Origin of the sequence: Clostridium algidicarnis DSM 15099, assembly GCF_002934235.1 — a bacterium.
Lineage (GTDB): Bacteria > Bacillota > Clostridia > Clostridiales > Clostridiaceae > Clostridium_L > Clostridium_L algidicarnis.
This window is the reverse complement of sequence record NZ_PTIS01000027.1, coordinates 1-24,496: the sequence shown is the minus strand read 5'-3', so window position 1 is coordinate 24,496 and position 24,496 is coordinate 1. Positions and strand designations below refer to the sequence as shown.

The 24,496-nt window shown below is 30.0% G+C and carries 25 protein-coding genes; 7 read left to right on the top strand and 18 right to left on the bottom strand.

The annotated features are described in order from the left end of the window. Positions 1 to 509: 509 nt before the first annotated feature. From BD821_RS12890 to BD821_RS12860, 8 genes are all read right to left on the bottom strand, one after another. Positions 510 to 704: a hypothetical protein gene (locus tag BD821_RS12890; RefSeq protein ID WP_104410827.1), complete on the bottom strand. Its 195-nt coding sequence runs from the start codon at positions 702 to 704 to the stop codon at positions 510 to 512. Continuing rightward, positions 670 to 1,233 (bottom strand): class I SAM-dependent methyltransferase, encoded by a 564-nt coding sequence (locus BD821_RS12885; protein ID WP_242971518.1) that lies wholly within the window; start codon positions 1,231 to 1,233, stop codon positions 670 to 672. The genes BD821_RS12890 and BD821_RS12885 overlap by 35 nt, the downstream gene beginning before the upstream one ends. Positions 1,234 to 1,581: 348 nt before the next feature. Continuing rightward, positions 1,582 to 2,913, bottom strand: coding sequence for an amidohydrolase (locus BD821_RS12880; RefSeq protein WP_104410829.1), 1,332 nt, complete (start codon positions 2,911 to 2,913; stop codon positions 1,582 to 1,584). A gap of 13 nt (positions 2,914 to 2,926) precedes the next feature. Beyond that, positions 2,927 to 4,048: a M20/M25/M40 family metallo-hydrolase gene (locus tag BD821_RS12875; RefSeq protein ID WP_104410825.1), complete on the bottom strand. Its 1,122-nt coding sequence runs from the start codon at positions 4,046 to 4,048 to the stop codon at positions 2,927 to 2,929. A 41-nt stretch (positions 4,049 to 4,089) separates the two neighbouring features. Then, positions 4,090 to 4,290, bottom strand: a complete 201-nt coding sequence (locus tag BD821_RS13545; RefSeq protein WP_169994223.1) for a hypothetical protein — start codon at positions 4,288 to 4,290, stop codon at positions 4,090 to 4,092. Positions 4,291 to 4,333: 43 nt separating this feature from the next. Then, positions 4,334 to 5,419, bottom strand: coding sequence for an IS200/IS605 family element RNA-guided endonuclease TnpB (gene tnpB / locus BD821_RS12870; protein ID WP_104410824.1), 1,086 nt, complete (start codon positions 5,417 to 5,419; stop codon positions 4,334 to 4,336). A gap of 84 nt (positions 5,420 to 5,503) precedes the next feature. After that, positions 5,504 to 6,145 (bottom strand): hypothetical protein, encoded by a 642-nt coding sequence (locus tag BD821_RS12865; protein WP_104410823.1) that lies wholly within the window; start codon positions 6,143 to 6,145, stop codon positions 5,504 to 5,506. A 99-nt stretch (positions 6,146 to 6,244) separates the two neighbouring features. Then, positions 6,245 to 6,484, bottom strand: a complete 240-nt coding sequence (locus BD821_RS12860) for a hypothetical protein (RefSeq protein WP_104410822.1) — start codon at positions 6,482 to 6,484, stop codon at positions 6,245 to 6,247. Positions 6,485 to 6,901: 417 nt separating this feature from the next. Between BD821_RS12860 and BD821_RS12855 the strand changes: the two genes are divergently transcribed. Next, the gene (locus tag BD821_RS12855) at positions 6,902 to 7,321 is read left to right on the top strand and encodes a nucleotidyltransferase domain-containing protein (RefSeq protein WP_242971517.1); all 420 of its coding nucleotides are present in this window, start codon (positions 6,902 to 6,904) and stop codon (positions 7,319 to 7,321) included. A 505-nt stretch (positions 7,322 to 7,826) separates the two neighbouring features. Here BD821_RS12855 and BD821_RS12850 read toward each other — a convergent pair. The 3 genes from BD821_RS12850 to BD821_RS13540 all read right to left on the bottom strand — a co-directional run bounded on the left by BD821_RS12850 (position 7,827) and on the right by BD821_RS13540 (position 9,104). Further along, positions 7,827 to 8,318 (bottom strand): DUF6773 family protein, encoded by a 492-nt coding sequence (locus BD821_RS12850; protein ID WP_104410820.1) that lies wholly within the window; start codon positions 8,316 to 8,318, stop codon positions 7,827 to 7,829. Beyond that, complete coding sequence (locus tag BD821_RS12845; protein WP_104410819.1) at positions 8,318 to 8,515, bottom strand: helix-turn-helix transcriptional regulator; 198 nt, start codon at positions 8,513 to 8,515, stop codon at positions 8,318 to 8,320. The genes BD821_RS12850 and BD821_RS12845 overlap by 1 nt, the downstream gene beginning before the upstream one ends. 415 nt (positions 8,516 to 8,930) lie before the next feature. After that, complete coding sequence (locus BD821_RS13540; protein ID WP_169994219.1) at positions 8,931 to 9,104, bottom strand: hypothetical protein; 174 nt, start codon at positions 9,102 to 9,104, stop codon at positions 8,931 to 8,933. A gap of 409 nt (positions 9,105 to 9,513) precedes the next feature. Between BD821_RS13540 and BD821_RS12840 the strand changes: the two genes are divergently transcribed. The 5 genes from BD821_RS12840 (at position 9,514) to BD821_RS13805 (ending at position 15,180) form a co-directional block, all read left to right on the top strand. Beyond that, positions 9,514 to 9,720 (top strand): helix-turn-helix domain-containing protein, encoded by a 207-nt coding sequence (locus BD821_RS12840; protein ID WP_104410818.1) that lies wholly within the window; start codon positions 9,514 to 9,516, stop codon positions 9,718 to 9,720. A gap of 34 nt (positions 9,721 to 9,754) precedes the next feature. Continuing rightward, the gene (locus BD821_RS12835; RefSeq protein ID WP_104410817.1) at positions 9,755 to 11,542 is read left to right on the top strand and encodes a DNA cytosine methyltransferase; all 1,788 of its coding nucleotides are present in this window, start codon (positions 9,755 to 9,757) and stop codon (positions 11,540 to 11,542) included. A 203-nt stretch (positions 11,543 to 11,745) separates the two neighbouring features. Beyond that, positions 11,746 to 13,287 carry an AAA family ATPase gene (locus tag BD821_RS12830; RefSeq protein WP_169994216.1) on the top strand — a complete coding sequence of 514 codons (1,542 nt, stop codon included), beginning with the start codon at positions 11,746 to 11,748 and terminating at the stop codon, positions 13,285 to 13,287. Next, a complete protein-coding gene (locus BD821_RS12825) occupies positions 13,284 to 14,597 on the top strand; it encodes an LlaJI family restriction endonuclease (protein ID WP_104410815.1) in 1,314 nt (437 codons plus the stop codon). Before BD821_RS12830 ends, BD821_RS12825 begins: the two co-directional genes overlap by 4 nt. Before the next feature lie 451 nt (positions 14,598 to 15,048). Next, the gene (locus tag BD821_RS13805; protein WP_278335179.1) at positions 15,049 to 15,180 is read left to right on the top strand and encodes a hypothetical protein; all 132 of its coding nucleotides are present in this window, start codon (positions 15,049 to 15,051) and stop codon (positions 15,178 to 15,180) included. Positions 15,181 to 15,628: 448 nt separating this feature from the next. On the opposite strand, the gene glmS is transcribed toward BD821_RS13805, so the two are convergent. Then, positions 15,629 to 17,455: a glutamine--fructose-6-phosphate transaminase (isomerizing) gene (gene glmS / locus BD821_RS12815; RefSeq protein ID WP_104410813.1), complete on the bottom strand. Its 1,827-nt coding sequence runs from the start codon at positions 17,453 to 17,455 to the stop codon at positions 15,629 to 15,631. A 1,009-nt stretch (positions 17,456 to 18,464) separates the two neighbouring features. On the opposite strand from glmS, the gene BD821_RS12810 reads away from it, so the two are divergent. Next, on the top strand, positions 18,465 to 19,790 hold the full coding sequence (locus BD821_RS12810; RefSeq protein WP_242971516.1) for an HAD family hydrolase: 1,326 nt from the start codon (positions 18,465 to 18,467) through the stop codon (positions 19,788 to 19,790). 651 nt (positions 19,791 to 20,441) lie between these two features. Here the strand turns inward: BD821_RS12810 and BD821_RS13345 are convergent. The 6 genes from BD821_RS13345 to BD821_RS12775 all read right to left on the bottom strand — a co-directional run bounded on the left by BD821_RS13345 (position 20,442) and on the right by BD821_RS12775 (position 24,087). Continuing rightward, complete coding sequence (locus tag BD821_RS13345) at positions 20,442 to 20,885, bottom strand: hypothetical protein (RefSeq protein WP_146076389.1); 444 nt, start codon at positions 20,883 to 20,885, stop codon at positions 20,442 to 20,444. Between the two features lie 301 nt (positions 20,886 to 21,186). Continuing rightward, positions 21,187 to 21,573 carry a VOC family protein gene (locus BD821_RS12795; RefSeq protein WP_104410828.1) on the bottom strand — a complete coding sequence of 129 codons (387 nt, stop codon included), beginning with the start codon at positions 21,571 to 21,573 and terminating at the stop codon, positions 21,187 to 21,189. Between the two features lie 225 nt (positions 21,574 to 21,798). Further along, positions 21,799 to 22,050 (bottom strand): hypothetical protein, encoded by a 252-nt coding sequence (locus BD821_RS12790; RefSeq protein WP_104410811.1) that lies wholly within the window; start codon positions 22,048 to 22,050, stop codon positions 21,799 to 21,801. A 269-nt stretch (positions 22,051 to 22,319) separates the two neighbouring features. Further along, positions 22,320 to 22,961 carry a Type 1 glutamine amidotransferase-like domain-containing protein gene (locus BD821_RS12785; protein ID WP_104410810.1) on the bottom strand — a complete coding sequence of 214 codons (642 nt, stop codon included), beginning with the start codon at positions 22,959 to 22,961 and terminating at the stop codon, positions 22,320 to 22,322. A 68-nt stretch (positions 22,962 to 23,029) separates the two neighbouring features. Beyond that, positions 23,030 to 23,545, bottom strand: coding sequence for a GNAT family N-acetyltransferase (locus BD821_RS12780; protein WP_104410809.1), 516 nt, complete (start codon positions 23,543 to 23,545; stop codon positions 23,030 to 23,032). Positions 23,546 to 23,733: 188 nt separating this feature from the next. Next, entirely contained in the window at positions 23,734 to 24,087 is a 354-nt protein-coding gene (locus tag BD821_RS12775; protein ID WP_104410808.1) for a hypothetical protein, read from the bottom strand. Positions 24,088 to 24,496 lie beyond the last annotated feature (409 nt).

Below are 24,496 nucleotides of genomic sequence, written 5' to 3'. Positions count from 1 at the left end.
ACTTTGAACCATTAAACCCCATCCCTGAGCTTGAAAGAATTTCTACCATGCCAGGAAAATGGCAAAAGTTAATTGAACTTTCACAACAACTTATAGTAAAAAATCAAGTTGTATAGATATAATCAAATTATTTTCACCTATCAGCATTTTGTTAAAAGTAAACAGTCTGAAAAGGTGTATTCTTGTTGCTCTTTTTTAATTTTCCAGAATAAATTTAAAAGTTCTGGTGAAAGAAAAAGTAATACCTCATTATTTTAGAGCACATTTTCACTTTTCAAAGTGTAATTTAAAACTAAAAAGTTTTAATCTGTTTTTTCATAGATTAGTTAACACTATCTAAAATATATAAATATACACTTTTATTTCACTAAAACCTACTCAATCTTTATGTAGCGGCTAGTAATATAAACATTTTACTATAAAAATTTTTAGACGTCTATGGTACATAGTTAGGTTTAAGGTTCAATTTTTATGTAAAGCATACTTCAAATAATAGTCTCTTATTATCTCTATTTATAATCTTGTGCCAAATACGCTAGAGCGTTCAGCGATAATCTTTTAGGAGCATTTTTAACTACCTCTTCTAACCCTAAATTATAGATTGCTAATTTGCCTAAATTTCTTAAATCGTTACTAGCTCCAAACATTATTCCATCATAAGTTTCCTTCTTAACGTTTTTTCTTACGAAAAATATAAGTAACAAAAAATCCTCTATCATCTTGATTTTCAATATATTTAATTAACTCAAATGACTTGTTTATATCTTCAAAATCACTTTGTTGAATTAAATCTTCTTTTCTGATTTTAGAGTCAACCTTGTGCTTATCTCCAAAACCAGAGACAAATAAAATACCATTATCAAATATATGATTTTCAATATCTGCAAGTTGCTCTTTGCTTAATCTATAATGATTAACTAAAATATTATCGAATATACCAATATCATATAATGAATTGGATCTACTTAAATCAATTTGCTTTATATTTACATAGTAATTATTTGTTTTTGCGAACATTTCCAATCGTGAAAGTGCTTCATTACTGAAATCAACCCCTGTCACTTTGAAGCTATTCTTAATTAAAAACAAAGTGTTCCTACCGTCTCCACATGCAATATCAAGAACATGCCCTCTTTTAAAGTATCCTATGTTTTCAACTAATGATTTTTCAGGACGTAATGGTTCATTACTCCTATTTACAAATTTTTCATCCCAGTATTCTTTATTTCCCATATATTCCACTTTAGAATATCCTCCTTGATGTATTTCGACCTATCTTACAAATACTTCTACATTTATAAAAACCTAGTTTACTGTTTTATTAGTATAATATACTTATTCTTTTTTCTCTTATAAATTCCTCTTATTTACTTATCCCCCTACCTCTATATTTAATAATTATAACTTTTAAGGGTTATTGCCTTGTGTATTATTTTGTTTAGAAATATCAATTAAAACTACTAACATATTATCAATAAGTATTCTATACCACAAAATATAAAACATAATAAAAAGCCATAAGACATCTTTATCTTATGACTTTGTACTATTATTATTATGATGATTAACTAAAGCTTGTATTTAATCTAAAAACTCTCTTTTTATAAGCTTGTCATTTGAATTCATGAAATTTAGATATTCCTCTTTTGTCATGGCTGGAACAAAATTATTAAGAATACTTTTAGCCTCTTTTGCATCATCAAAAAGCAGGTCTACTATAGTTAAAGCTAATGATTTAGCTGGCTCTAAATAAATATATTCTTCATTAACTATACAATAATCTTTTGAATGAAGCTCTCCTGTTATTCCACCGAACATAGGGTGTAAGGTTGGCATAATATGAGATACATCACCTAAATCGAAGGAACCTGAAAAGTCGCTTTCTTGTACTATATCATCTTTTGTAATTCCAAGCTCTATTAGGTTCTTAAATAATATATCTTCCATTTCTTGATGTTTTAAAATCGGCAAGTATCCTGGCAATTCTTTGATTTCAATATTAGCACCTACAGCCATAGCTCCAGCAATTAATGATCTATTAACTTTTGTATTTGCATCTATCATTGCCTCTACAGTTCTTGCCCTTGTATATGATTCCATTCTAACATCAGCAGGTACCACATTTACGATGTCCCCACCCTTTGTTATAATCGGATGAATTCTTACTCTATCACTATCTTTAAAGGTTTCCCTTTGAGCATTTATATTGTTCATGGCAAGGACAGCTGCATTAAGTGCATTTACCCCTTTATGTGGCGAGTTACCCGCATGAGCTTCCCTACCAATAAACTTAATATCTTTTCCAATAAATCCGTTGCTTACAGTCCCAACTAATACCTTTTTATCACCAACATCTAAAGCGTGAAACATAACTGCCATATCAACATCATCGAAGGCACCTTTTCTTATTAATTCCTGTTTCCCTCCAAAATATTGAATAATCCCCTCTTCCTTTAATTTGCTTCGGTAATCTATCTCTATAAATTCTTCTGCTGGTGTTGCAATAAAATCAATCTTACCATCTAGTTCTTTATATACACCTGATTTTATAAGACCAATTGCCACACCTATCATCCCTGCAATTTGTATATTATGACCACAAGTATGAGAAGCTCCTGAGCTTAAAGAATCCTTATGAGCATTGCAAACTATGCCATCTAATTCACCTAGAACTGCAACCCTTGGACCAGTCTTTTCCTCATTTATTTTAGCCCTACAACCAGTACACGCAATACCATCTACCACATTAAGATTTAATTCATTTTCAAAAAATTCTTTCACAAGTTTTGTAGTTTCAAACTCTTTATAGCCAAGCTCAGGATTTTTATAGATCTTCCTACCTATATCAAAAATCAAATCCTTATTTTCCTCAATTGTAGAAATTACTTTAGCCTTCATTATTTCTTTACTCATACCCATCTATTAATCAGTCCTTTTTTATATATCTAACAATGGCCTCTGTTGTATTTATTAGTTCATCAATTTCTAAATATTCTTCAACAGTATGTACATTGTTCATTCCAACTCCAATAATAATTGAGTTAAATCCTTGTTTTGCAAATATATTACTATCTGATCCTCCACCAATAACCTGAAGCTTAGAGGGAATATTTAACTTTTCATATATTTTAGCAAATTGTTTTGCAAAAATCAAATTATCCTTTGGTTTTAATGTAGGATAATCACACTTATAATCTAACTTGTAGCTACCACCAAATTTTTCAATGGATTCATCACATATCTTTTTATAAGATTCAATAATCCCTAAAATTTTATCTTCAAAGTGACTTCTAACCTCTCCAGTAATCCTACAGACATCAGGAACTACATTTGATGGAAACTCAGAATCTATTTTTGAAATGTTGGATGTTGTTAAATCATCAATTCTTCCTACATTCATACGAGACAAAGAATGTGCTGCCAACATTATAGCATTGATTCCCTTTTCAGGCTCTATGCCCGCATGAGCCTTTTTACCTTTAAAGCAAATTTCAATATCATATTTACTTGGGGCAGTATGTGCAATAAGCCCAGCCTTTCCAGAGTTATCAAGAACAATCATATTCTTTGCAGGCATCATATCTTCTGGTATCTTTGTCCAATCAAAATGCTTGGCTCCAAGTATACCGATTTCTTCACAAGGTGTTAAAACAATATAGATATCCTCATGTGATATATTTTCCTCTTTAATAGTTCTCAAGACTTCAATAATACTTGATATTCCACCTTTATCATCTCCACCTAAGGTGGTTGTCCCATCTGTTTTAATTATATTACCCTCTACTATTGGATTTACATTTAAATTAGGCCCTACCACATCCATATGAGCAGCAAGAGTTACACCCTCACCTTCTATATTACCAGGGAACTTAGCTACTATTGAAGGACAGTCCCCACCATATTCTAGATACCCTTTATCTAGGTATATTAGAGCACCCATGTCTTTTAATAAATTCACAAGATATTTTGCGTACTCTCCTTCTTTTTTTGAAGGTGAATGAATTTTTAACATTTCCACTAAATTATTTAATAATCTTTCCTTATTCAAAATTATACCTCCTTTCAAACTTCTTATGAATGTTACAAAGCTTATGTATTCATTATTAATAAATTGCTTACTAAATTTTTATATTGGATTTGATTTTTCTTAAAGATGGGTCCTACTACATTTTCACCATCATAAAAATAGATACTACACTGCTTTTCAGAGGTACTCTTTCGTGAACTACCACCACTTATAAAAGTGGATGGCTTCTTGGTCAATATCTCTAATGAGACAAGTTTACCCAAGCTATCAAGGTCGCACCGACCTCTCTAGGCAATATATCTTTTATTATATTGCTAGTTTTAGTAGATTTTTAGCAGCATTTATATCTCTCTCCATTATCATTCCACATACTGGACATATATAGATTCTGCAGGATAAGTCCTTTGTTTGACTTGATTTATTACCGCAGTTAGAACATAACTGACTACTTGCATAATTTGATGGTGCTATTATGATTTCTCTACCATACCATTTTGCTTTGTATGTAAGCATTCTTCTAAACTCTGCGAAGCTAGCATCAGCTATTGATTTTGCTAATTTATGATTTTTTATCATATTACTTACCTTTAAGTCCTCAATGACTATAACTTGGTTTTCGTTAATTAATTGAGTACTTACTTTGTGAATCATATCTTTCCTTTGGTTTGATATTTTCTCATGCAATTTAGCAACTTTCAACCTTGCTTTCTTTCTGTTGTTACTACCTTTTTGTTTTCTTGATAAATCCTTTTGAAGCTTAGTTAACCTTTTTTCTGATTTTTTTAAGTATTTGGCATTACTGAAAAACACCCCATCACTGGTTATTGCGAATTCCTTGATGCCTAGATCCACACCTATTTTATTATCTATTTTAGGTAACTGAGCAATCTCAGTATCGATTAATATTGATATGAAATACTTACCACTGGGTACTTGTGATATAGTGCAAGACTTAATTAATCCATTGAACTTTCTATGTTGCTCTATCTTAATCATAGATTTCAGTTTAGGTACTTTTATATGGTTATTCTCAATGGATACAGTACTATTTTGATTATTAGTTGTGTAGTTATTAGTATTGGATTTCTTCTTGAACCTCGGAAATCCAACAGATCTATCTCTAAAAAAGTTCTTATAAGCTTTATCTAAATTTAATTGTGCATTAGCTAATGCTAAACTATCAACTTCTTTTAACCACTCAAACTCGGTCTTATACTGTGCTGGAGTAGGGTATTTCATTGTCTTAATATCTAGGTCTTTATTTTCTTCATATGACTTAATTCTTTCAGTTAACATTTTATTATATATAAACCTAGTGCATCCAAAAGTTTTGGCTAGGTATGTTTTTTGTTCTTCATTTGGATATAGTCTGAATTTATAAGCCTTTAGCATTTTATCACCTCTTTTCATAATTAATCATAATAGTATTATGTCAAAAGGTTATTATTTTATGTATCAAACCTAAAATAATAAGGGCTATTCATCCCACACCTGTAGAGGGTTGGAGAATTTCACCCGTTTTGTTAAACTAACACTATTTTTCAACTTAAAGAATCGATTTTTAATATCAATATTCGTTGCTTGTATCCTATAAACAGGAATATTATGCTTTTTAAAATAATTATATATATATCCAAAGGAAGTGAAAATACAATCAATATCTCCAGACTGGTATTTTTCTAAATAATACTTAAGATAATCCCCTTCATTTTTAGAAGGTAAATATTTTTGAATATCATAACTTTTAACCTGGATATTAAACTCATTAAGTACCTCAATAAGATCTTTTTCTTCAATTATATCTAAAGCAATCCTTGTATTCTTTGTATCATCACATTCCACATAAAACTCCAATAAAGCTTTAATGATACCTATAATACCTCTTTCTGTATACACAACCGGCTTTTCAAATCTTACTTTTGAAGTTATTTCAGAATAAACACCTATTCCAGTCAAAAAGATACCATCTATTTCAGAATCTATATCCCTTGTCATATCAATAAGTTTTTTTATCTCATCCTCTGCATATTTAACAAACTCTATATCCTTATGTTCTGTAGAAAGAACTTTATATATCTTTTCAACTGAATCCGAAGCTCCCATTATAGCAATTTTCATATATATCTCCTATCATAAAACAATTAGTTATATATAAGAAAATTATACCACATCTTAAAGGAAAGTGACTCTTCTTTCTTAAGCTTTACATTTGCTATGTTACCCCATGTTTAACAAAACTAATATTAAAATCATGGAAGTAATTACAGGAAGAAAGTATCCAATTAATGTACATATTAAATACGGTAACCGTTTTTTTCTTTCCATCTCCGATACATCAAAATTTGACTTACTAAACTCTTTTCCCACTTTTTTTAACCCTATTATTCCGATAACACCAAACCCCAAAGCTAAAAGATAAGCTAACATAATTATGATAATTCCAGTAAAGTTTTGCATTACTTCTCCTCCCTAATAATACAAATTATATACCTTTTCTCAAAGGTAGCTAAAGTAGTAGACGTAAGAGTGTATAGAGTCTTACCTAAAGCAATACTTTGTCTTCCTGAATTCAACAGTAGATTTTCAAATTAGTTGCTTGTTTTCACTTCTAGTATTATTTGTAATTATAAGATAATTGTATCTTATATCATAATACCGCATTATCCCACTTATGTGAATCACCCCAATATACCCTAAGTTATATTATTAAACCTATACGAGAGAGGCACAGTAAATTACCAAGGCCAAGCATTTCACTGTATCATCAATGGTATGCCCCTCAGGAACATAAAAACTAAAAGCATGAAATATAGTGCAGGTTTTAATGAGTTTGGTTATAATATAAATAAGTAGATTTAGAGAATGGAGGATATTATGAAATTAATTAAAGATAGTGGAATAGATATTGATATGCTCTATGATGTTATAGCCTTATGTACTTTTGGAAGTTACAATGAAAGCTGCTGGGACAAGGAGCGAAGTGACATAGATGTTATGGTTCTTTCTAATACAGAGTTAGAATGGACTAGGGAAATGGAAATAGAAGATTATTTAACTCATCATTTATCAGTGTATTTTAATCATGAAAATATTCATATTGCCTTCATCAATGATTTTGTTTATCCTTTTGGAGAGATTATGATATCAAGCCCTAATAAAATCATATTACAAGAAGAACGGTATTTGGATTATATCCTTGGGTATTCATCTTTTAAAAGAGATAGAGAGTATTTAGAAATTATGAGAGACTATCATTTAAAGGAGGGAGGATTTTACGAGGGAATTTTCGATTAAATCAAGGAAAGATGAGAGTGTTGATCTAATGTAAAACTGAAGGACTCCATAAGTCTACATAATAAATTTTTGAGCATCTATCCTATGTTTTATTTCTTATACCAAATACAGTCATCTATTATAACAAGTTATATATAAATACTTAATTCCTTGGTTTTGTTTTATATATAAATTATCAAGTGATTCTTAGACATAGGTGGAGTTTGCTTATAAGGAATACATCTCTCCATCTGGGTCTTAGAAGAACTTATCCAGAGGCGTAGCAGCCGTCATCCCCCACCTTGAAGAGGATAGGGGTGTTACGGATGGTAGCCATCGGATAAATGCTAGAGTATTTCTAAGAATACTCTAGCAAATCAAAGATTATTAAACTTATACAAAAGAGGTAACTTAATGAAACAATATAACACTATTTCTATATGCCATAAACTCCATTTAACTTTTACTTACCCCTCCTCCACCCTCTTTATTTCTGTACTAAAATAAAAGTGATTGATTCAAACAATTAATTTTGTTTATCTTCTTCATTAAGCTTTTTTTCAATCCTTTGCTGCCCTTTCATATTGAAACAGTATAAAATAACAAATATAGCGGCAATGAAAATAGTTGAAGATATAAACGTAACCACTAATACTGAAATAAAAAGTCCGTCCAATACTCCAGTATACTTATCGCTATATAGAGAATAGTTTCTTATTCCATTCATAATACTTATAGCAAGACTTGAAACTAAAATAATAGACACTGCTGATACCTTTCCACTTTTAGAATTATTCATAAAATCGTATCCGACTACCATACTCCTTATTGCAATGTAAACTGTTGATAAAATAATAATACCAATCTCAACTGCATACTGTAAGAACGGCATATCCATAACATATGATTTAATAAAAACAGAAACAATCGTAAGGAATAGCACTATAATATAGGCTTCGCTTTGAATTTTGTTATTTAATTGTAAGACACGTTCATCTTTTATCTTTTTGCTTTTCATTATGACACCTCCCAAAATAAGTCATTTAATGTTTTGTTAAGAGCTTTGCATATTGCAATACAAAGTTTCAATGTTGGATTATAATTACCGGACTCTATCAAACCAATAGTTTGACGTGTGACACCAACAATATCTGCTAAGTCCTCTTGACTCATATCGCATTCTACTCTGGCAATCTTGAGTTTTTTATTTTTCACAAAACTTCTCCTTCTTCTATCTTAATAATTAAATTATACATCTCACATTCCATAATGTAAACTATATATTGCTTAAGGCAACTTATAGTTAACCTCATGCATATTCCTTACAAAACCCAAATATTAAGATATTCTTTATTCTATTCAAAAATATTCTAAAGAAAATATGAATAGTAAGAGCACGCTAAAAAGCACCCCATTAAATTTTACTTTAATAAAGTGCTTGTACCTGGTGATTTTTCTGGCATTTAGGTAGTTGAGGGGAACAAGGTTACACTCTTGCTATAAAATAAATCCAAATATTTTTATAACCCCTGAATAAGTCTCTTTGAATTCTTCAATATGTTCATTTAACTCATTACAACTTACGATATAATTATTTAAACTTTTTTTTAATTTGTTAAAGCTTTCCTCTTCATAAAAGGAACTTAGTGGCTGTTTTAACATCTTCAAGTTCAAACTGATAGACACGTCTTGAATATTGAACATCCGCCATAATCGTTCTTAAAAATGTCTTTTTAAGTCCCTTATTTCTATATACTTTAATATCTCTTTCTTTAAGTAGCTTTTCATCTAAAGCTTCCAACACACTTTTTAAGACATTGTAGTCTTCATCACAAACTATCTTATATTTTTTTCTCTATGCCCTTGAACGTTAAGGCATTTTCATTTAAACTAATGTTATACATAAATTCAACTCCATTCAGTTTTGTCTCGATAATAAAATTATAATGGGTAATTTATGTACTTAGGAGATGTTTTGCATCTCCTTTTATTTATATAGTTTTTTATACTAGTTCTGCCTGCTAAAATTATACTCTACCGGTTAATGTGCATATTTATCTCACTTAAGGAAAAGATAATTGAACATTTAAACATTTGTTTATGGATATATTATCTTGACATATATAAATATAATATTGATTAATTAAAGAACTTATTGTATTATTTAAATGGAAAAGTTATCGTGTAAACTTTAATTGAGAGGGGAAGATGAAGTGGCCGTAAATTACAATAGACTTTGGAAGATTTTGATAGATAAAAATATGAACAAAACCCAACTCAAAGAAGCAGCTAAAATTAGTAGTAATGCAATAGCGAAAATGGGGAAAAACAAACCTGTTTCTATTGATACAATTGTAAAGGTATGTAAAGTTCTCCAATGTGATATTGGTGATGTTATGGAGATTAATACAAGTGAATAAGGCCTAAGGCTAAAATGAAGTGAGGAGAATTAAGATGATAAAAATAGCAACTGTTTTTAGTGGAATAGGCGCAATTGAACATGCAATAAAAAGAATGAATTTAGAACATAAAATTGTTTTTGCCTGTGACAATGGTGATGTTGATATATTATCGCAATACGTAGCTATAGAAATAAATAGTATTGAACAAGAGATAAATTCTCTTCAAAATACAATATTGAAAATTAGTGCAAGGGGTCCTGAGGATGAGGAGTATATAAAAGAACTTCTTACTGATTTTAATAAAGTTGTTAGGACATTCGATATGGAGAAGAAAGGAATATCCAACATAGATATAAGGTTTTTGCAATTAGAAAAGGAAATATTACTCAGTGTTTCTGAAGACAAAAAGGTTAAAAATACAAGGATAAAAGAGTATAATAAATTTCTACAACAAATTGAAGAAAAAGTAGGCATTGATAAAATTTTTATAGCAGCAAAGGGTGCTATTAAAATGATAAGCGATTTTACAAAAGATAACCCTGTAGAGCTGTTAAATAATATGCATAAAAATGTTTTATTCCAAAGCAAGAACGGTATATCATGGGATGTAGTCTATAAAGAATTAGTTGAATTATATCTTGTTTCAGAGGAACTTGAGTTCAAAAAAATAATTAAGAGAGTAAAAAGCGTTGCTGAAAGCCTTTCTATGTTCCATGAGCGTATTAATTCATTTCATATAACTAAAGAATTAGAGGCCATAGATAATTATGAAGAAAAGAAAAAATATATTGATAATTTATATGAAGGTAGAGCAAGTCAAAATAAAGTGAGACAGAGTTATATGGCTAATTATAACATTGACGAAAAAGATTTTCATTGGAATGTTTCCTTCCTTGACGGTACACAGTATAAAAACCAAGTAGATTTATTTGTTGGGGGCAGCCCTTGCCAATCATTTAGTTTGGTAGGTAAACAACGTGGACTTGAAGATACAAGAGGAACTTTATTTTATGAATATGCTCGACTAGTTAAAGAGATAAGACCTAAAGTTTTTATATATGAAAACGTAAAAGCAGTTTTAAGTAATGATGATGGAAGAACATGGGAAACTATGAAGAAGGTATTTACAGATTTGGATTATACTTGGTTTCAAGATGTTCTTAATGCGAAAGATTATGGAATACCACAAAATCGTGAAAGAATATTTGTTGTAGGATTTAGAAAAGATTTAGTACTAAAAAAGCAATTTATGTTTCCAACCCCAATACCATTAAATAAAAAAATGCAGGATTTTTTAATAGACAATGTTTCAGGTAAATATTATTTACCAAGGAAAGGGGTAGACTTTGTAACGAGTGAAAAGAATCTTACAAAGAGATATACGCAAATTGATGGTGATGTACAACTTTGTCAGAAAAAAAACCAGCAATTTAATTGGCATGGAGATTTTGTTTTTGTTGAAGAGAATAAAGACATGGAAAGAACCATGCAAGATTTAGAAAAGTACTTTTTATCTGAAAAAGTTAAAAAGTATGTTTTATCTTCAGGAACAAAAGGCTTTTATTCAAATCCAAAAACAGATTTAGAAATAGCAAGACCTTTACTTACTACAATGCACAAAATGCATAGAGCAGGTGTTGATAATTATGTTACAACAGAAGGACGATTAAGAAAATTGACGCCACGTGAATGTTTAAGGCTTATGGGATTCTGTGATAGTTTTAAAATTACTGTTTCTGATACATCTATGTACCAACAAGCTGGAAATTCAATTGTTGTAGACGTGTTAATTAATATAATAGAGCAAATTTTAAAAGCTTATCCTGATATATTAAAATAGATATTTACTATAATTTAATTGATTGAGTAGTAACGTAAACTAATATATAAAACTTGAGTTTATATAGGGTGATTATAGAATTATAAATTTTATGTTCAAAGAGCACTTGAAAATAATAAGTTGCTGATATTCAGCATGAGAAGTCCAGTTTTTAAGCATAAAAGGTTTGCGTGAAAACTCTGATTATGATAGGGGGAAGATTGATGAAAGTAGATCAGTTGGTTGTTAAAAGTTTACCTAGTAGTTTTGTTTTTAGAAATTTAAAGCTTGCATCTGATAATGGGGCAGGAGAGGCTAAGTTACATGTGGGATCTGCAAATAATTGTGCAAACTTTAATAGCTTTTTTGAAAATTTCAATAGTACTAATAAATATTTTTTTACAAAAGATAATATGATATTATTCCTTGAACAGGTTAAAATAGAATATGTCTATCAATCTATCAATAAGTATAGTGAAATTAACTATACTTATTGGAATGATAAATTTAATCAAATTAAAGGTATGGATAATGATGAGTTTGAATTTCATCTGACAAAATTTGTTGATGCATCGAGGTATTATATTAGATCTAATCAAGATATTTTTAAAAATATATTTAGAAAAATGGCACTCCCTAAAATAACAACTTTGGTTATTGAAAAGCACAGTGATGGAGAAAGATATGACTACCTCTTCCAACTCCTACCTAATTTAGAATTAAGTAAGCCACTTATGGAAGAACCTTATCTAGAAGAAATCAAAAATAGCCATGAGGATAGAATAATTGAATACCCACATAATCGTATTCTTTTTGGTGCACCCGGAACAGGAAAAAGTTATAAGTTGGAGCAAAATAGGGCGGTGTTTGAGGATAGGTATGAAAGAGTAACTTTCCATCCTAACTATTCGTATGCTCAATTTGTTGGCAATTATAGACCAAAGCCTAAATTTAGAACAGATGGAACGGAATATGTATCTTACAAATTTGTGCCAGGTCCTTTTTTGCGTATTTGGATGAATGCACAGAATAGTGTTAAAAGTGGAATTGATGAGAATTACTTGATAATAATTGAAGAAATCAATCGTGCAAATGTTGCAGCGGTTTTTGGCGATATATTTCAATTGCTTGATAGAAATACAAATGGAACAAGTGAGTATGAAATATCAACATCAGAAGATATGAGAGATTATTTAATAAAAGAAGGTGGATTTGCATCTGATGAGGTTGCTACAATTAAAATACCTAATAACATGTATATATGGGCAACTATGAACAGTGCTGACCAAGGGGTATTACCTATGGATTCAGCTTTTAAGAGACGATGGAATTTTGAATATATAGGGATTAATGAAGAAAGTTCAAAAATTAAAGATACTGAAATAACTTTAAAGCCTTATGGTACTATAAAATGGGACATGCTCAGAACTAACATAAATAATGGATTAACTGAATCAGGTGTAAATGAAGATAAATTAATTGGACCATTCTTTTTAAGCGAAAAGGAATTAAACTCTCCATCAATTGATGAGATTTTTAAGAGCAAACTTCTTATGTATTTGTTTGAAGATGTTCTTAAACATAGAAAAGGTAAGATATTCAAATCAGAATTAAATACATTTTCAAAGATAATCGATGCATATAACAAAAGCGAAGAGATATTTGACTTTGATGTCATTAGTACTTTACCAAATGAATCTGATGAGGAAAGTGCACTTAGTTCGGTAGCCGAGGAGTCAGAAAAATACTCAACGGAGAATGAATGAAAATGATATATTCTAGAGAACTGAAAAAATATAATAAAAATGATTTAAAAAGCAAATTATTTTTAGATGACAATACTATTCAAGAACTATTAGATAAACGAATTTTAACTAATAGTAAAGAAAATCTATATTCTTTCGAATTTGTAGGTATAGTTATAATTAAAGATAGAGTTATATTTTCTCTTCCTAAATATGCAAAAAACGATGATAAAAAAATAATTACAAAGCAATTATTAGCATTGTTTAGGGAATATAGTAAGCGTGAAAAGCTTAATGAAGATGAACTTGAGAGTATTGGTAGTATAGATTCTAAAAATATCTATAATATGTTATCAGTAATAATATTTTTGATAAATGATTATTTTGAAAATGGACTATATTCTAATGAAAAGAACTTCTCTATTATTAATGGCGAGAATGAAATAAATTGGTTAAAAACAATAGATGAGATACAACCTTTGATAAGTGAAGGAGAACCAATTTATTTAGAATATTATACTAACACTTCTGAAGATGATGAAAAAGACTATTTTAGACAATTACATAGGTATATTTTAAATGAGTGTACAAAAAAACTAAATAACTTAGGATTGACTGATTTTTTGGGATTGGAACCTATAATATTTGAGGTGGATGAAGATAGCTTAGGCACACCTCAAAGTATTATTTCAAGGATTAATAATGAACTTAATGTTCAATTTATAAATAGAAAACAATTACTACTCAAGGCTATGTCATCCTTTATATCTAATGAAAAGATGGAGACTAATAATTTTACAATTAGTTTTTATGGAACTCGTAGTTTTCATGTGGTATGGGAAAAAATATGTGGGTATGTTCTAAATAATAAATATGAAAATGTTAAGAAACTAATTGCACCACCAAAATGGACAACTTTAAGTGGCAAAGAGCACAAAGCAGCACCTTTAATTCCAGATATTATTAGTATAACAAAAGATTTTTTCATTATATCTGATGCTAAATATTATTCTATAGAGTTAAATGAAGATATATTAAGCGGTAATCCTGGGGTTGAAGATGTTACAAAGCAATACCTATATCAATTAGCTTTTAATGAGTATATTAGGATAAAAGAGGTTACATCAGTAAAAAATATGCTTCTTTTTCCTAGTGAAGATAAAGAAATAAAACAATTGGGTAAAGTAACAATTAAGTTTCTTCAAGATTTAAATCTTGAAGATATAACACTATTCTCATTACCAGCACATAGAATTTTTGATTTATATACAAATAATAAAAAGCTTAATATTGAAAAATTTCTTAAGTTGGAAATAGAATCAGAAAAATAGTTTATAAATTTAATAAGTAAATCCATCGATCGGATAGTAAGTAGCAATAGAGTCACCTTTTTCCTCTCAACTACCTCAGAGATTTAGAAAATTACGAGGTACAAACACTCCATTAGAGTAAAATTTAATGGGGTTCTTTTTAGCGTTCCTCTACTCTATTATTTATATCTGAAACCATAAACATAAAAGATAGTGGAGATGTTGAAGTAGTCAATTGACTCTATTACATCTATCCAAGAAAGTATGATGGAAACTATAGATTTATAGGTGTGGATGCAACTATAATTAGTGCATGGTTTACTGCTGATCCAATTGACCCTGTAGAAAGATGTTCAATTTGTTCCCCTCAACCACCTCCGAGATTCCTGTATAGGAGGTAAAATAGGATTTGAATAAAAAAACTTCTCGTATAATAAAGTTGTATACAATATTATGGCAAGGAGGAACTAATTTGAAAAAACAACTTAATTTTATACAAATTGTAAGGTTAAATCAACTAACAAATGAAACTCTTATCAGAGGTGTTGATATAGCAAAACATTTTAATATTACTAGAGCCTTTGATTTTAAATCAAGAGGATAACTTCGTCCCCCTCTAACACCCTAGATACCCAGTAAATTACTAATTACTTATATTTTCTACAAATAACTTCCTTTTACCTTCTTTTTATCCGATAGCTACCATCCGTAACACCTCTATCCTCCTTAAGGTGGAAGATGACGGCTGCTACGCCCCTGGATAAGTTCTTCTAAGACTCAGATAGAGATGTATTCCTTATAAGCAAACTCCACCTGAGTCTAAGAATCACTTGATAGCGTAATAAAACAAAAAACTGCACACCCTCACCTTAGATGAGAACATGCAGTCTTTTACATTCTTATATTTGTTTTTAATTTTCAATACTACATTCTCTAAAATATAGTATATCCATAATAAATATTTCCATTGAATTTTTTCTATTTGAACGAGTTTGTTTTTATTTGAGTGAGTTTATTTGTAGTACAACAAATTCCAAAACCACCTAATATCCCTATTCTACAGTTACTGACTTGGCTAAATTTCTAGGCTTATCTACGTCACAACCCTTTTGTTTTGCCACATAATATGAGATCAATTGTAGTGGTATAACGCTTAGTATTGGGGATAATATATCTAGGGTCTTTGGTATATATATTGCTGAATCTACGGATTTTTCTACCTCTTCATTTCCTTCAAAGGTTATAGCTAGTGTCTTTGCTCCTCTTGTAACTACTTCTCTTATATTGCTTATCATTTTATCCTTTAGGTCCATCTGAGTTATGGTGGATATTACTACGGTGCCTTTTTCTATAAGTGCTATTGGACCGTGTTTAAGCTCTCCTCCTGCATAGGCTTCTGAATGGATGTAGGTTATTTCTTTAAGCTTTAAAGATCCTTCCATAGAAACTGCATAGTCAAGGCCTCTTCCTAGGTAGAACATATCTTTATGCATGTAGTTTTGTGCTGCAAACTTTTGAAGTATTTCTTTATTTTCTAATACCCTTTCAGCTTTTTCTGGAAGATTTAATAGCTCTTCTTTTATGATTTCTATTTCTTCTTTTGATGTAGTTTCTTTAAGTTCTGCAAAGTATAAAGCTATTATATACATAGCTACTAGCTGGGTTACGTAAGCTTTTGTTGATGCTACTGCTATTTCTGGTCCTGCTAGAGTATATAAAACATCATCTGCTTCTCTAGATACTGAGCTTCCTACAACATTAGTAACAGCTATAACACGGCAATCTTTTTTCTTGCTCTCTCTTAGTACAGCTAAGCTATCTGCTGTTTCTCCCGATTGACTTATAATCATTACTAAAGTATTTTTATCCATTATCGGATCTCTATATCTAAATTCTGATGCGATATCAACCTCTACTGGAATTCTAGCTAACCGTTCTATAACAGTTTTACCTACTACCCCTGCATGATATGCAGTTCCGCAAGCTACTATATATATCTTGTTATAATTTTTTAAATCCTCTTTTGTAAGTTTTATCTTATCTAAAACTATAGGTTTTCCTTTTATTATTCTAGATGCCATAGTATCTCTTATTGCTCTTGGCTGCTCATGGATTTCCTTTAACATAAAGTCTTCATATCCACCTTTTTCTGCTGCATCAGCATTCCAAGTTACATGAAATATATCTTTTTCTATCTTTTCTTTATTTTCATCAAAGATTTCAACACCTTCATCTGTGAGCACCACGAACTCTTTATCATTTAATAGATAAACTTCTCTAGTATGGTTTAAAACTGCTGGTATATCTGAAGCTATAAAGTACTCTCCCTTACCTACTCCAATTATTAACGGGCTATCTTTTCTAACTGCTATTATTCTGTCAGGCTCCTTAGTGCATATAACTCCTAGAGCATAGCTTCCTTCCATCTTTGCTGTTGCCTTCATAACTGCATCTAAAATATCTCCATTATAATAATAATCCACAAGATTTGGTATTACTTCTGTATCTGTTTCTGATAAAAATTCATATCCCTTTGACATAAGCCATTCTTTTATATTTAAATAGTTCTCTATTATCCCATTATGAACTACACTTATACTTTCGTCTTTATTGCTATGAGGGTGAGAGTTAACATCTGAAGGCTCTCCGTGAGTTGCCCACCTTGTATGTCCTATTCCGATATTACCTTTTATAGGATCTTTAGCTAACTTTTCTTCTAAATTTTTTAATCTACCCTTACACTTTAAAACTTCAATTGAACTTCCCTTTAAAATGGCCACACCAGCAGAGTCATACCCCCTATATTCTAATTTTGAAAGCCCCTCTACTAAAATCGGTGAAGCATCCTTTTTACCAACAAATCCTACTATTCCACACATCTTTTTGTCTCCTTTTCTGTTTTGTTTTTTTACACAACAAATAAATCCTTTAAATATTACTTTAAAATTTCTTTGAAAATATAATGGCTCGTAAATATTTTATCCTAATATAAATATCTTAAGCATTACAAAAGACCTTACTACATCTTTAGTCCTTAATAGAAATAAAGATATAACAAAAAAGTCCTACATCAAAATTTAAAATTTAATTAAGGTAATTCATCGTGTTTTAGTTTTTTAATACTTATTAATTGATTAGCTTTAGAAACAAAAAAGAATTGAATATAGATAAGTTTTAACACCTAAATTATGTTGTGCTAGAAATCACTTTCTAGTTTTATAATTTTTTACGATAGTGCTATACCGTGAGGCACCCGCCGAAATCTCGATAATCCTCATCCTCGTCAACTAAAGCGACACCCCAAATCTATGATTTGGTCGGTGGAGCTTTCTCCACCGTAGGCGGAGATTCCTTACCCATCCAAAAAATCTAAGATTTGGTTGGTGGAGCTTTCTCCGCTGTAAGCGGAGATTCCTTATTTCTTCCAAAAATCTTCGATTTGGTTGGTGGAGCTTTCTCCACCGTAGGCGGAGATTCCTTACCCATCCAAAAATCTATGATTTGGTCGGTGGAGCTTTAGTCCTGGCGCTTATATTAAACTTTCAAACCTTATTTATTATTCTTATCTTTTATTATTCTATTTTATATCTTAAAAGCTATCACATCATTATATGCATTTTTCCATACTATCGTCAAGAGTTTTAACTATTTATTTCCATTTACAAGCTATGTATTTGCCTTACATATCATCATTCCTTATTTGAATACCAACAGAATTCTTTGCTACAAAAGGGCTAGTCATCATACAAAAAATTAAAACTTCCAAGTGCCCTGTCCCCCTTAATATGATACAATTATTTTAAACAGTATTTTAAAAAGCTTAAAATTAAGTGTTTCTATATATAGAATAAATATTGTTTTAATCTATTAAGTAAGGTAGGGTCACCAATGAGTAATATAAAAAAAGAAGCTGATGTAACTTGGTTAAATTTTAATATGAATAACCTTACAGAAGAATTTAAATGTTCTTTTGAAACAAGTGATGAAAACACAAAACAAGATAGTCACCATAAGCAATATAATAAAGAGGAAGTTATCCTTAATAGAGGTAACTTTGCCTATGAGAACTATGAATCTTTGAAAACCCTTATAGAAACTAATGGTAATAAGAGTAATATTTACGATGAAAATAAAAGACCTTATGCTGTATTCGATTGGGATAACACTTCTATAATTAATGATACTGAAGATGCTGTTTTAGCCTATCAATTAATACACCTTAAATTTAAAATGAGTCCAGAGGAGTTTAATGAAATTATTAGAAAAGATATCCCAAAGGATAACTTTAATGAGAATTTTAATAATAACGAAGGAAATCCTATCAATATTGAATTAATTGGTGCTGACATAGATTCTGATTATAGATTCTTATATGATAATTATGAAGGGTTAAATGGAAGTAAATCCTTAGAGCATATTAAAGAAACTTTAGAGTATAAAGACTTTATAGCTAAAACTAGGTATCTTTATAGCGCTATAGGAAGTTCTTTTGATTTAGCTGCAGGTTACACCTGGTCCATGTATCTTTTTTCTAAGATGACAAGTGATGAAGTCTCGAGGTTATCAGAAGAATCCATCATTTACTGGTTGAAACATGAAATTAATAGAACTACTTGGACAAGCCCTCTAGCTTTAAAGGGTAAGTCAGGCATTATATCCGTTACCTTCAATACTGGTGTTAAAGCAATAAAAGAGATGCAAAACCTTTATAAAACCTTAATGTATAATGGAATATATGTTTATATCTGCTCGGCCTCTTATTTATACGTAGTTAGACAATTTGCTTCAAATCCAAAGTTTGGATACAGTATTCCAAAGGAAAATGTATTTGGTATGCAGCTTGAAATTGATAATAATAATTTAATTAAACCAGAACTTAAAATAAATTATCACCAAACACAAGGTGAAGGAAAGACCAAAACCATCGAAAGGTTTTTAGTGAAAAAACATGGTGGCAAGTCCCCCTTAATAGTTGGTGGAGACAATCATGGTGACGTTTCTATGTTATCTTTCTTTAAGGATACACGCTTTAGCTTAATCATTAATAGATGCAGAGATAAAGAACTTTTTAAACTATCAAAAATGGCTGCTGACAGCATTGGTATGAAAGATGCCAGATACCACCTCCAAGGAAGAAATGAAAACACAGGAAAGTTTATCCAAAGCCAAAAATCTATCCTCTTTGGAACTAATGAAGAAAGACTACTTAGATAATCAAGTGCCCCATCTATTATTAATACTTTTTTTAAATTATATCCTAAATTAAGAAGATGATTTATGTATTAAGCAAAAATCTTCTTCTTTTTATAGCTTAAGGACCCTGTAAACTGTATGAAATAAGTTATCTTTTATCAGCTCTCATATTACTACCTCCTATATCTACATGATTATTCCAAACTTTCCGATTCAATAACATATTTACTATTAGGAAGATAGTGTAACTTATAACTTTTACCCTTATAAATTTTATTAAGCCTTTTATTATAATAATAAGTCTCTTCATCCAATACAAATGATGAAGTTACTCCCTTCCCCCCATCATTCAAACTACTGCACTTTCCAGTAGTAATCTGATAATCTTTATTAATATAATATTTAATATCTTGAAAACGTGGCTCCAATACATAATTATAAGAATAAAGCGTCCATATCATAAGTAAGGGACTTAATATTAAAAATACTAAAAATCCGCCTTTATTTTTCTTGTCCTTTTTGGTTTTAATGAAAAGCAGCAACAATGCAAATATCCAAAAAAACGCAAAAAATATCTGAAATAATGTATCTACTATAAAATCTATGCTTCACACCTCTTTTGTTTTGTAATTTGAATATTCTTCCCTATTTACCTTAATAAATATTTGATATTTAATCACTTAATAATTTATAAACCTTATTTATAGACTCCCCATCTTCAAAGTTATCTGATATCTTGAACATTAATTCTGACACCTCTGATTCTTTAAATACTTCTTTAAACTTATATTTATCGTTAATCATAACCTGTTTTATTTCAAGAAATAACCCAGGTAGACTAGAAGACCATTCATCTGAAGTAAAACCACCCTTGTCACTTAAAACAAAATACGCTTGCTGTGCAGTAACAATACTTGCATATTGCCTAGCATAAAGAACTTCATCATTTGTATTAGCCAAAGTACTAGCAAATTCTTGTACATTATTTCTCACTATATTAGTTAATTGTTTTTTATAAGCATTTATCTTATTATGTTGGTAAAAATTATAACTACATGAAAGGATGATAATCCCCCCAACTAAAGTATAAATAAACTTTTTATATTTTAAATTCATTACATATCCTCCCTTCAAAAGATTATTCTCTTCCATTTTTGTAAAAGTTCCAAGCAGGATTCCATTGATTTTTGGAAATACCCCATCTGCTTTAATTGGTTAAAAAATGTTGTTATAAGAGCTACCTCTCCACCAAAAGCTTCTAAAAGTAATATTTTATTTTCAAACTCGGTTTAATTCTATCTCGCTGCTTAATCCAACGTTTAATTATTCTATAATTCCTTATTTTTTTAGAAATTTCAAGTAAGATAATTTTATCTGATTCTTTTAAATCATCTTTATAATTTATGAAAACTACGTATTATTTAATTTCTGCAAAAATTTCATGTATATTTCCATCTGGGTCTGCAAATAGTGCTGTTCTTTGATTCCAAGGCATATTTTGTGGTTCATAAATAGAAGTTGCTCCTTTAGAGATTAACTTCTTAAATGATTCATCAACATCTTTAGGATTTTCACATGGGAAAGCAAGTTCAAAGCCCTGTCCAAATGACTCTTTCCTATATTCACTACTATACACATACATAACATCTCTCCTACAAATAGCAAATCTTACTCCATCGTTTTCAAATTCAACATAATTACCAAGGTCATTTTCAATTCTAAATCCGAGAACTTGATTATAGAAGTTTTTCATTTTATCTATATCATTTGTCCAAATCGTAATAAGATTAATTTGTGCTTTCATCATATATTTTTCCCCTTTCTTAATTTAACATATAGTTCGCCTTAATTTACTAAGGTGACTTAACTTTATTCTTCATGTTTTATGATATAATTTAAAACTACTTCATCAAATAAGTATTTTTCATCCAAGTTATCAGTTACTTTCCGATATATTTACACTATAAGTTAGCTTCATCATGTCTTACAACGCGAAATACACTTACTAAAAATTATACTTATGCCTATTCTAAAAAAGTGTTATAAATATAGAAACAAAGATTGAAAATAATCCAGATAGAATTAAGAAAACAGCTGACTTTTTATTCTTACCATACACGTAATATGCATTTGATATATTAAAGAGACCTGCTGCTAGCAATACACATGGCATTGCCTCCATATTAATTATCCCAAATAAACTTAATAATCCTAGCACTAAAAAAATACATCCTATAATAATAATCAGTGTGATTACCTTTTTGATAAACTCTTTTTTCAACTTATTTCCTCCCATTTTATCATTTTTCATAAACTTTAAATAATATTTATCGTTCATATATCTACTGTTATGATATAATACATGAAAGTTGCTACATACTTAACCTTAAATTGAAATTCCTCATTTATCCAAGTTATTTTCTGATGATTATCCCCGTTTAATGAACCCATTCTAATTAAAAATTCTCTAACTTCATTTTTATATTCATTTAGCGATATATCGACTCCTCACAAATCTACAATTTATAATGCTTAACCTTAAATTTGGATTTAAAAAACTCGAGTTATACACCTGTTATCTATCAAGAATATGTCGCCGATGTACAAAGTGTTGTCTTCCGTGCATATGATAGCACTGTCATCACACATCCCATATAATTGATATTTTTCAGAAAGCACAAGCAACTCGTCATTTATATTATCTTTATCAAAATGTGGCTCAACCGAAAACTCAACTAATCCGAGTGCTTCATATATTTCAAGTTTACTATGTTTGCAAGTTAATGTGCACACAGCCACTTTTGCCATATTTATCGAACCTGCACTCATTCCAATAATCACACCTTTATGTTTACTGATATATGGTATCAGCCCGTAAGATCCTAAATAGGCAAACTGGATAGGTGTATCACCACCTGCGAGCCATAAAACATCTGCATTTTTAACCGTATCTTGTGCAATTTCTCTTGACATTCTGCTATCTATAACATCTACGCTACCAAAAGTTATACCACAATCGGAAAACATCTTTAAAAAATGATTACAATACCAGTCTGTTTTCTCATATATATTTTCAAATTCAGAAGCCACAAAAGCAAGGTTCATACCTGCTTTTATATATTTCCTCAATAACTTACTAAAATCATCGGGAAACCCATTAGGAAATCTACTTGTCAGTATTTTAACCATCATATATACCCACTTTCAAATTATTATTTATATCACTTAATGCTAAATTTGTAAGTATTAATCCATAATTTTTATAACTCTAAACTATATAAATACGATTCCATGATAATGTCAGTACCCATTTTCTTAAATTTTGACTCACCGATGATATTAAAACCTAACTTTCTCATAATAGCATTGGAAGCCACATTTTTTTTATTAACTGGTGCTGTAATTATTTCTGCACCACGAATTTTTGCATAATCAATCATTCCTTGCACCATTTCTGTTCCATAACTATTTCTCCAAAACTTCATATGCACACAATAGCCCAAATCATAGCTTGCACCATCTTCACTTACTACAAAACTGCATGTTCCGATACGTTCTCCTGTTTCTAAACATTCTGAAATCAAATAGCAACATTCCTCATCTTCTTCTAAGGTTTCATATGACTTACGGTATTCTTCTTCCATATTTTCTATTGATGGGTCTGGCATATATTTCCCCATTTCTGGGTCATTCCATATACTTATTATAAAATCTACATCTGTTTTTTCATAGTTTCTAAGATTTAAACGCTTCGTTTCAATTCCTTCTATTTTCATTCTGTTATCTCCTCTACAAATTCAAATTTAAGTGAGACTCCAAATTTTATATTTGGCCAGTCGAACTTATACCTACGTAATGAAATGGAGTAGGTGTTTCATTTATAAATAATGATAAAAAACTTGATATATAGGTATTTATAGTATCATAAAATAGGAAAGACGTGTATCATAAATGGTTATTTCAACTAGTCATCGGGTAAACCGTTTTTTTCTATTACTAAGCAGTTCTTGGCTCCAATATAACTAATAGAAAAACCAAACATAACCATAATAACTCCGAATGTTATAATTGAAATCACAGGTTTAATAAACCAAGACAACAAAGATCCAAATATACCCACCACTGAAACTGTAATAAGTACCTTTTTCAAATGGCATATAGCAATTCGTGGATCATACTTTTTCTGTTCCTCCACATCCATTTGTTGATACCATTTTAACCATTTTGAAGATCTTTCAACATCTACTATTAAAAGTAATATATATATTGCCAATGTAGCAAAAGTAATTACAAGAATGCCACTTTGAAATTTATCCATTTCTCCACCTCACAGTTTATGATTTATTTGAAAATCACTATTTATTTCATTCATATTAAGTTGTTCTACATGTCTTAAATGACACTGTTTATATGTTAATTATAACATCATATTCAATATAATGTATAAGCTTAATTGAATTAGTTTGAGTCAAGTAAAAGTGGGCAACTGTTTTATTTAATCTATTATCCATTATTTTACATGGGGTATTTATAATTTACCCTACCCATTTTTATTCTTAATTGTAACTAAGATCTCTAAATCCTTTTAATCCACAAAGTTTTTGTATTACTTTTCTTCCCAAGGTAACCGCAGCTCCACTATAAGGAATAGGCGCGATATGTATCTTATATTCTTTAGATTTCGTACCCTTTTTATTAACTGCGGAAGCGGATAAAGGTATTTCACG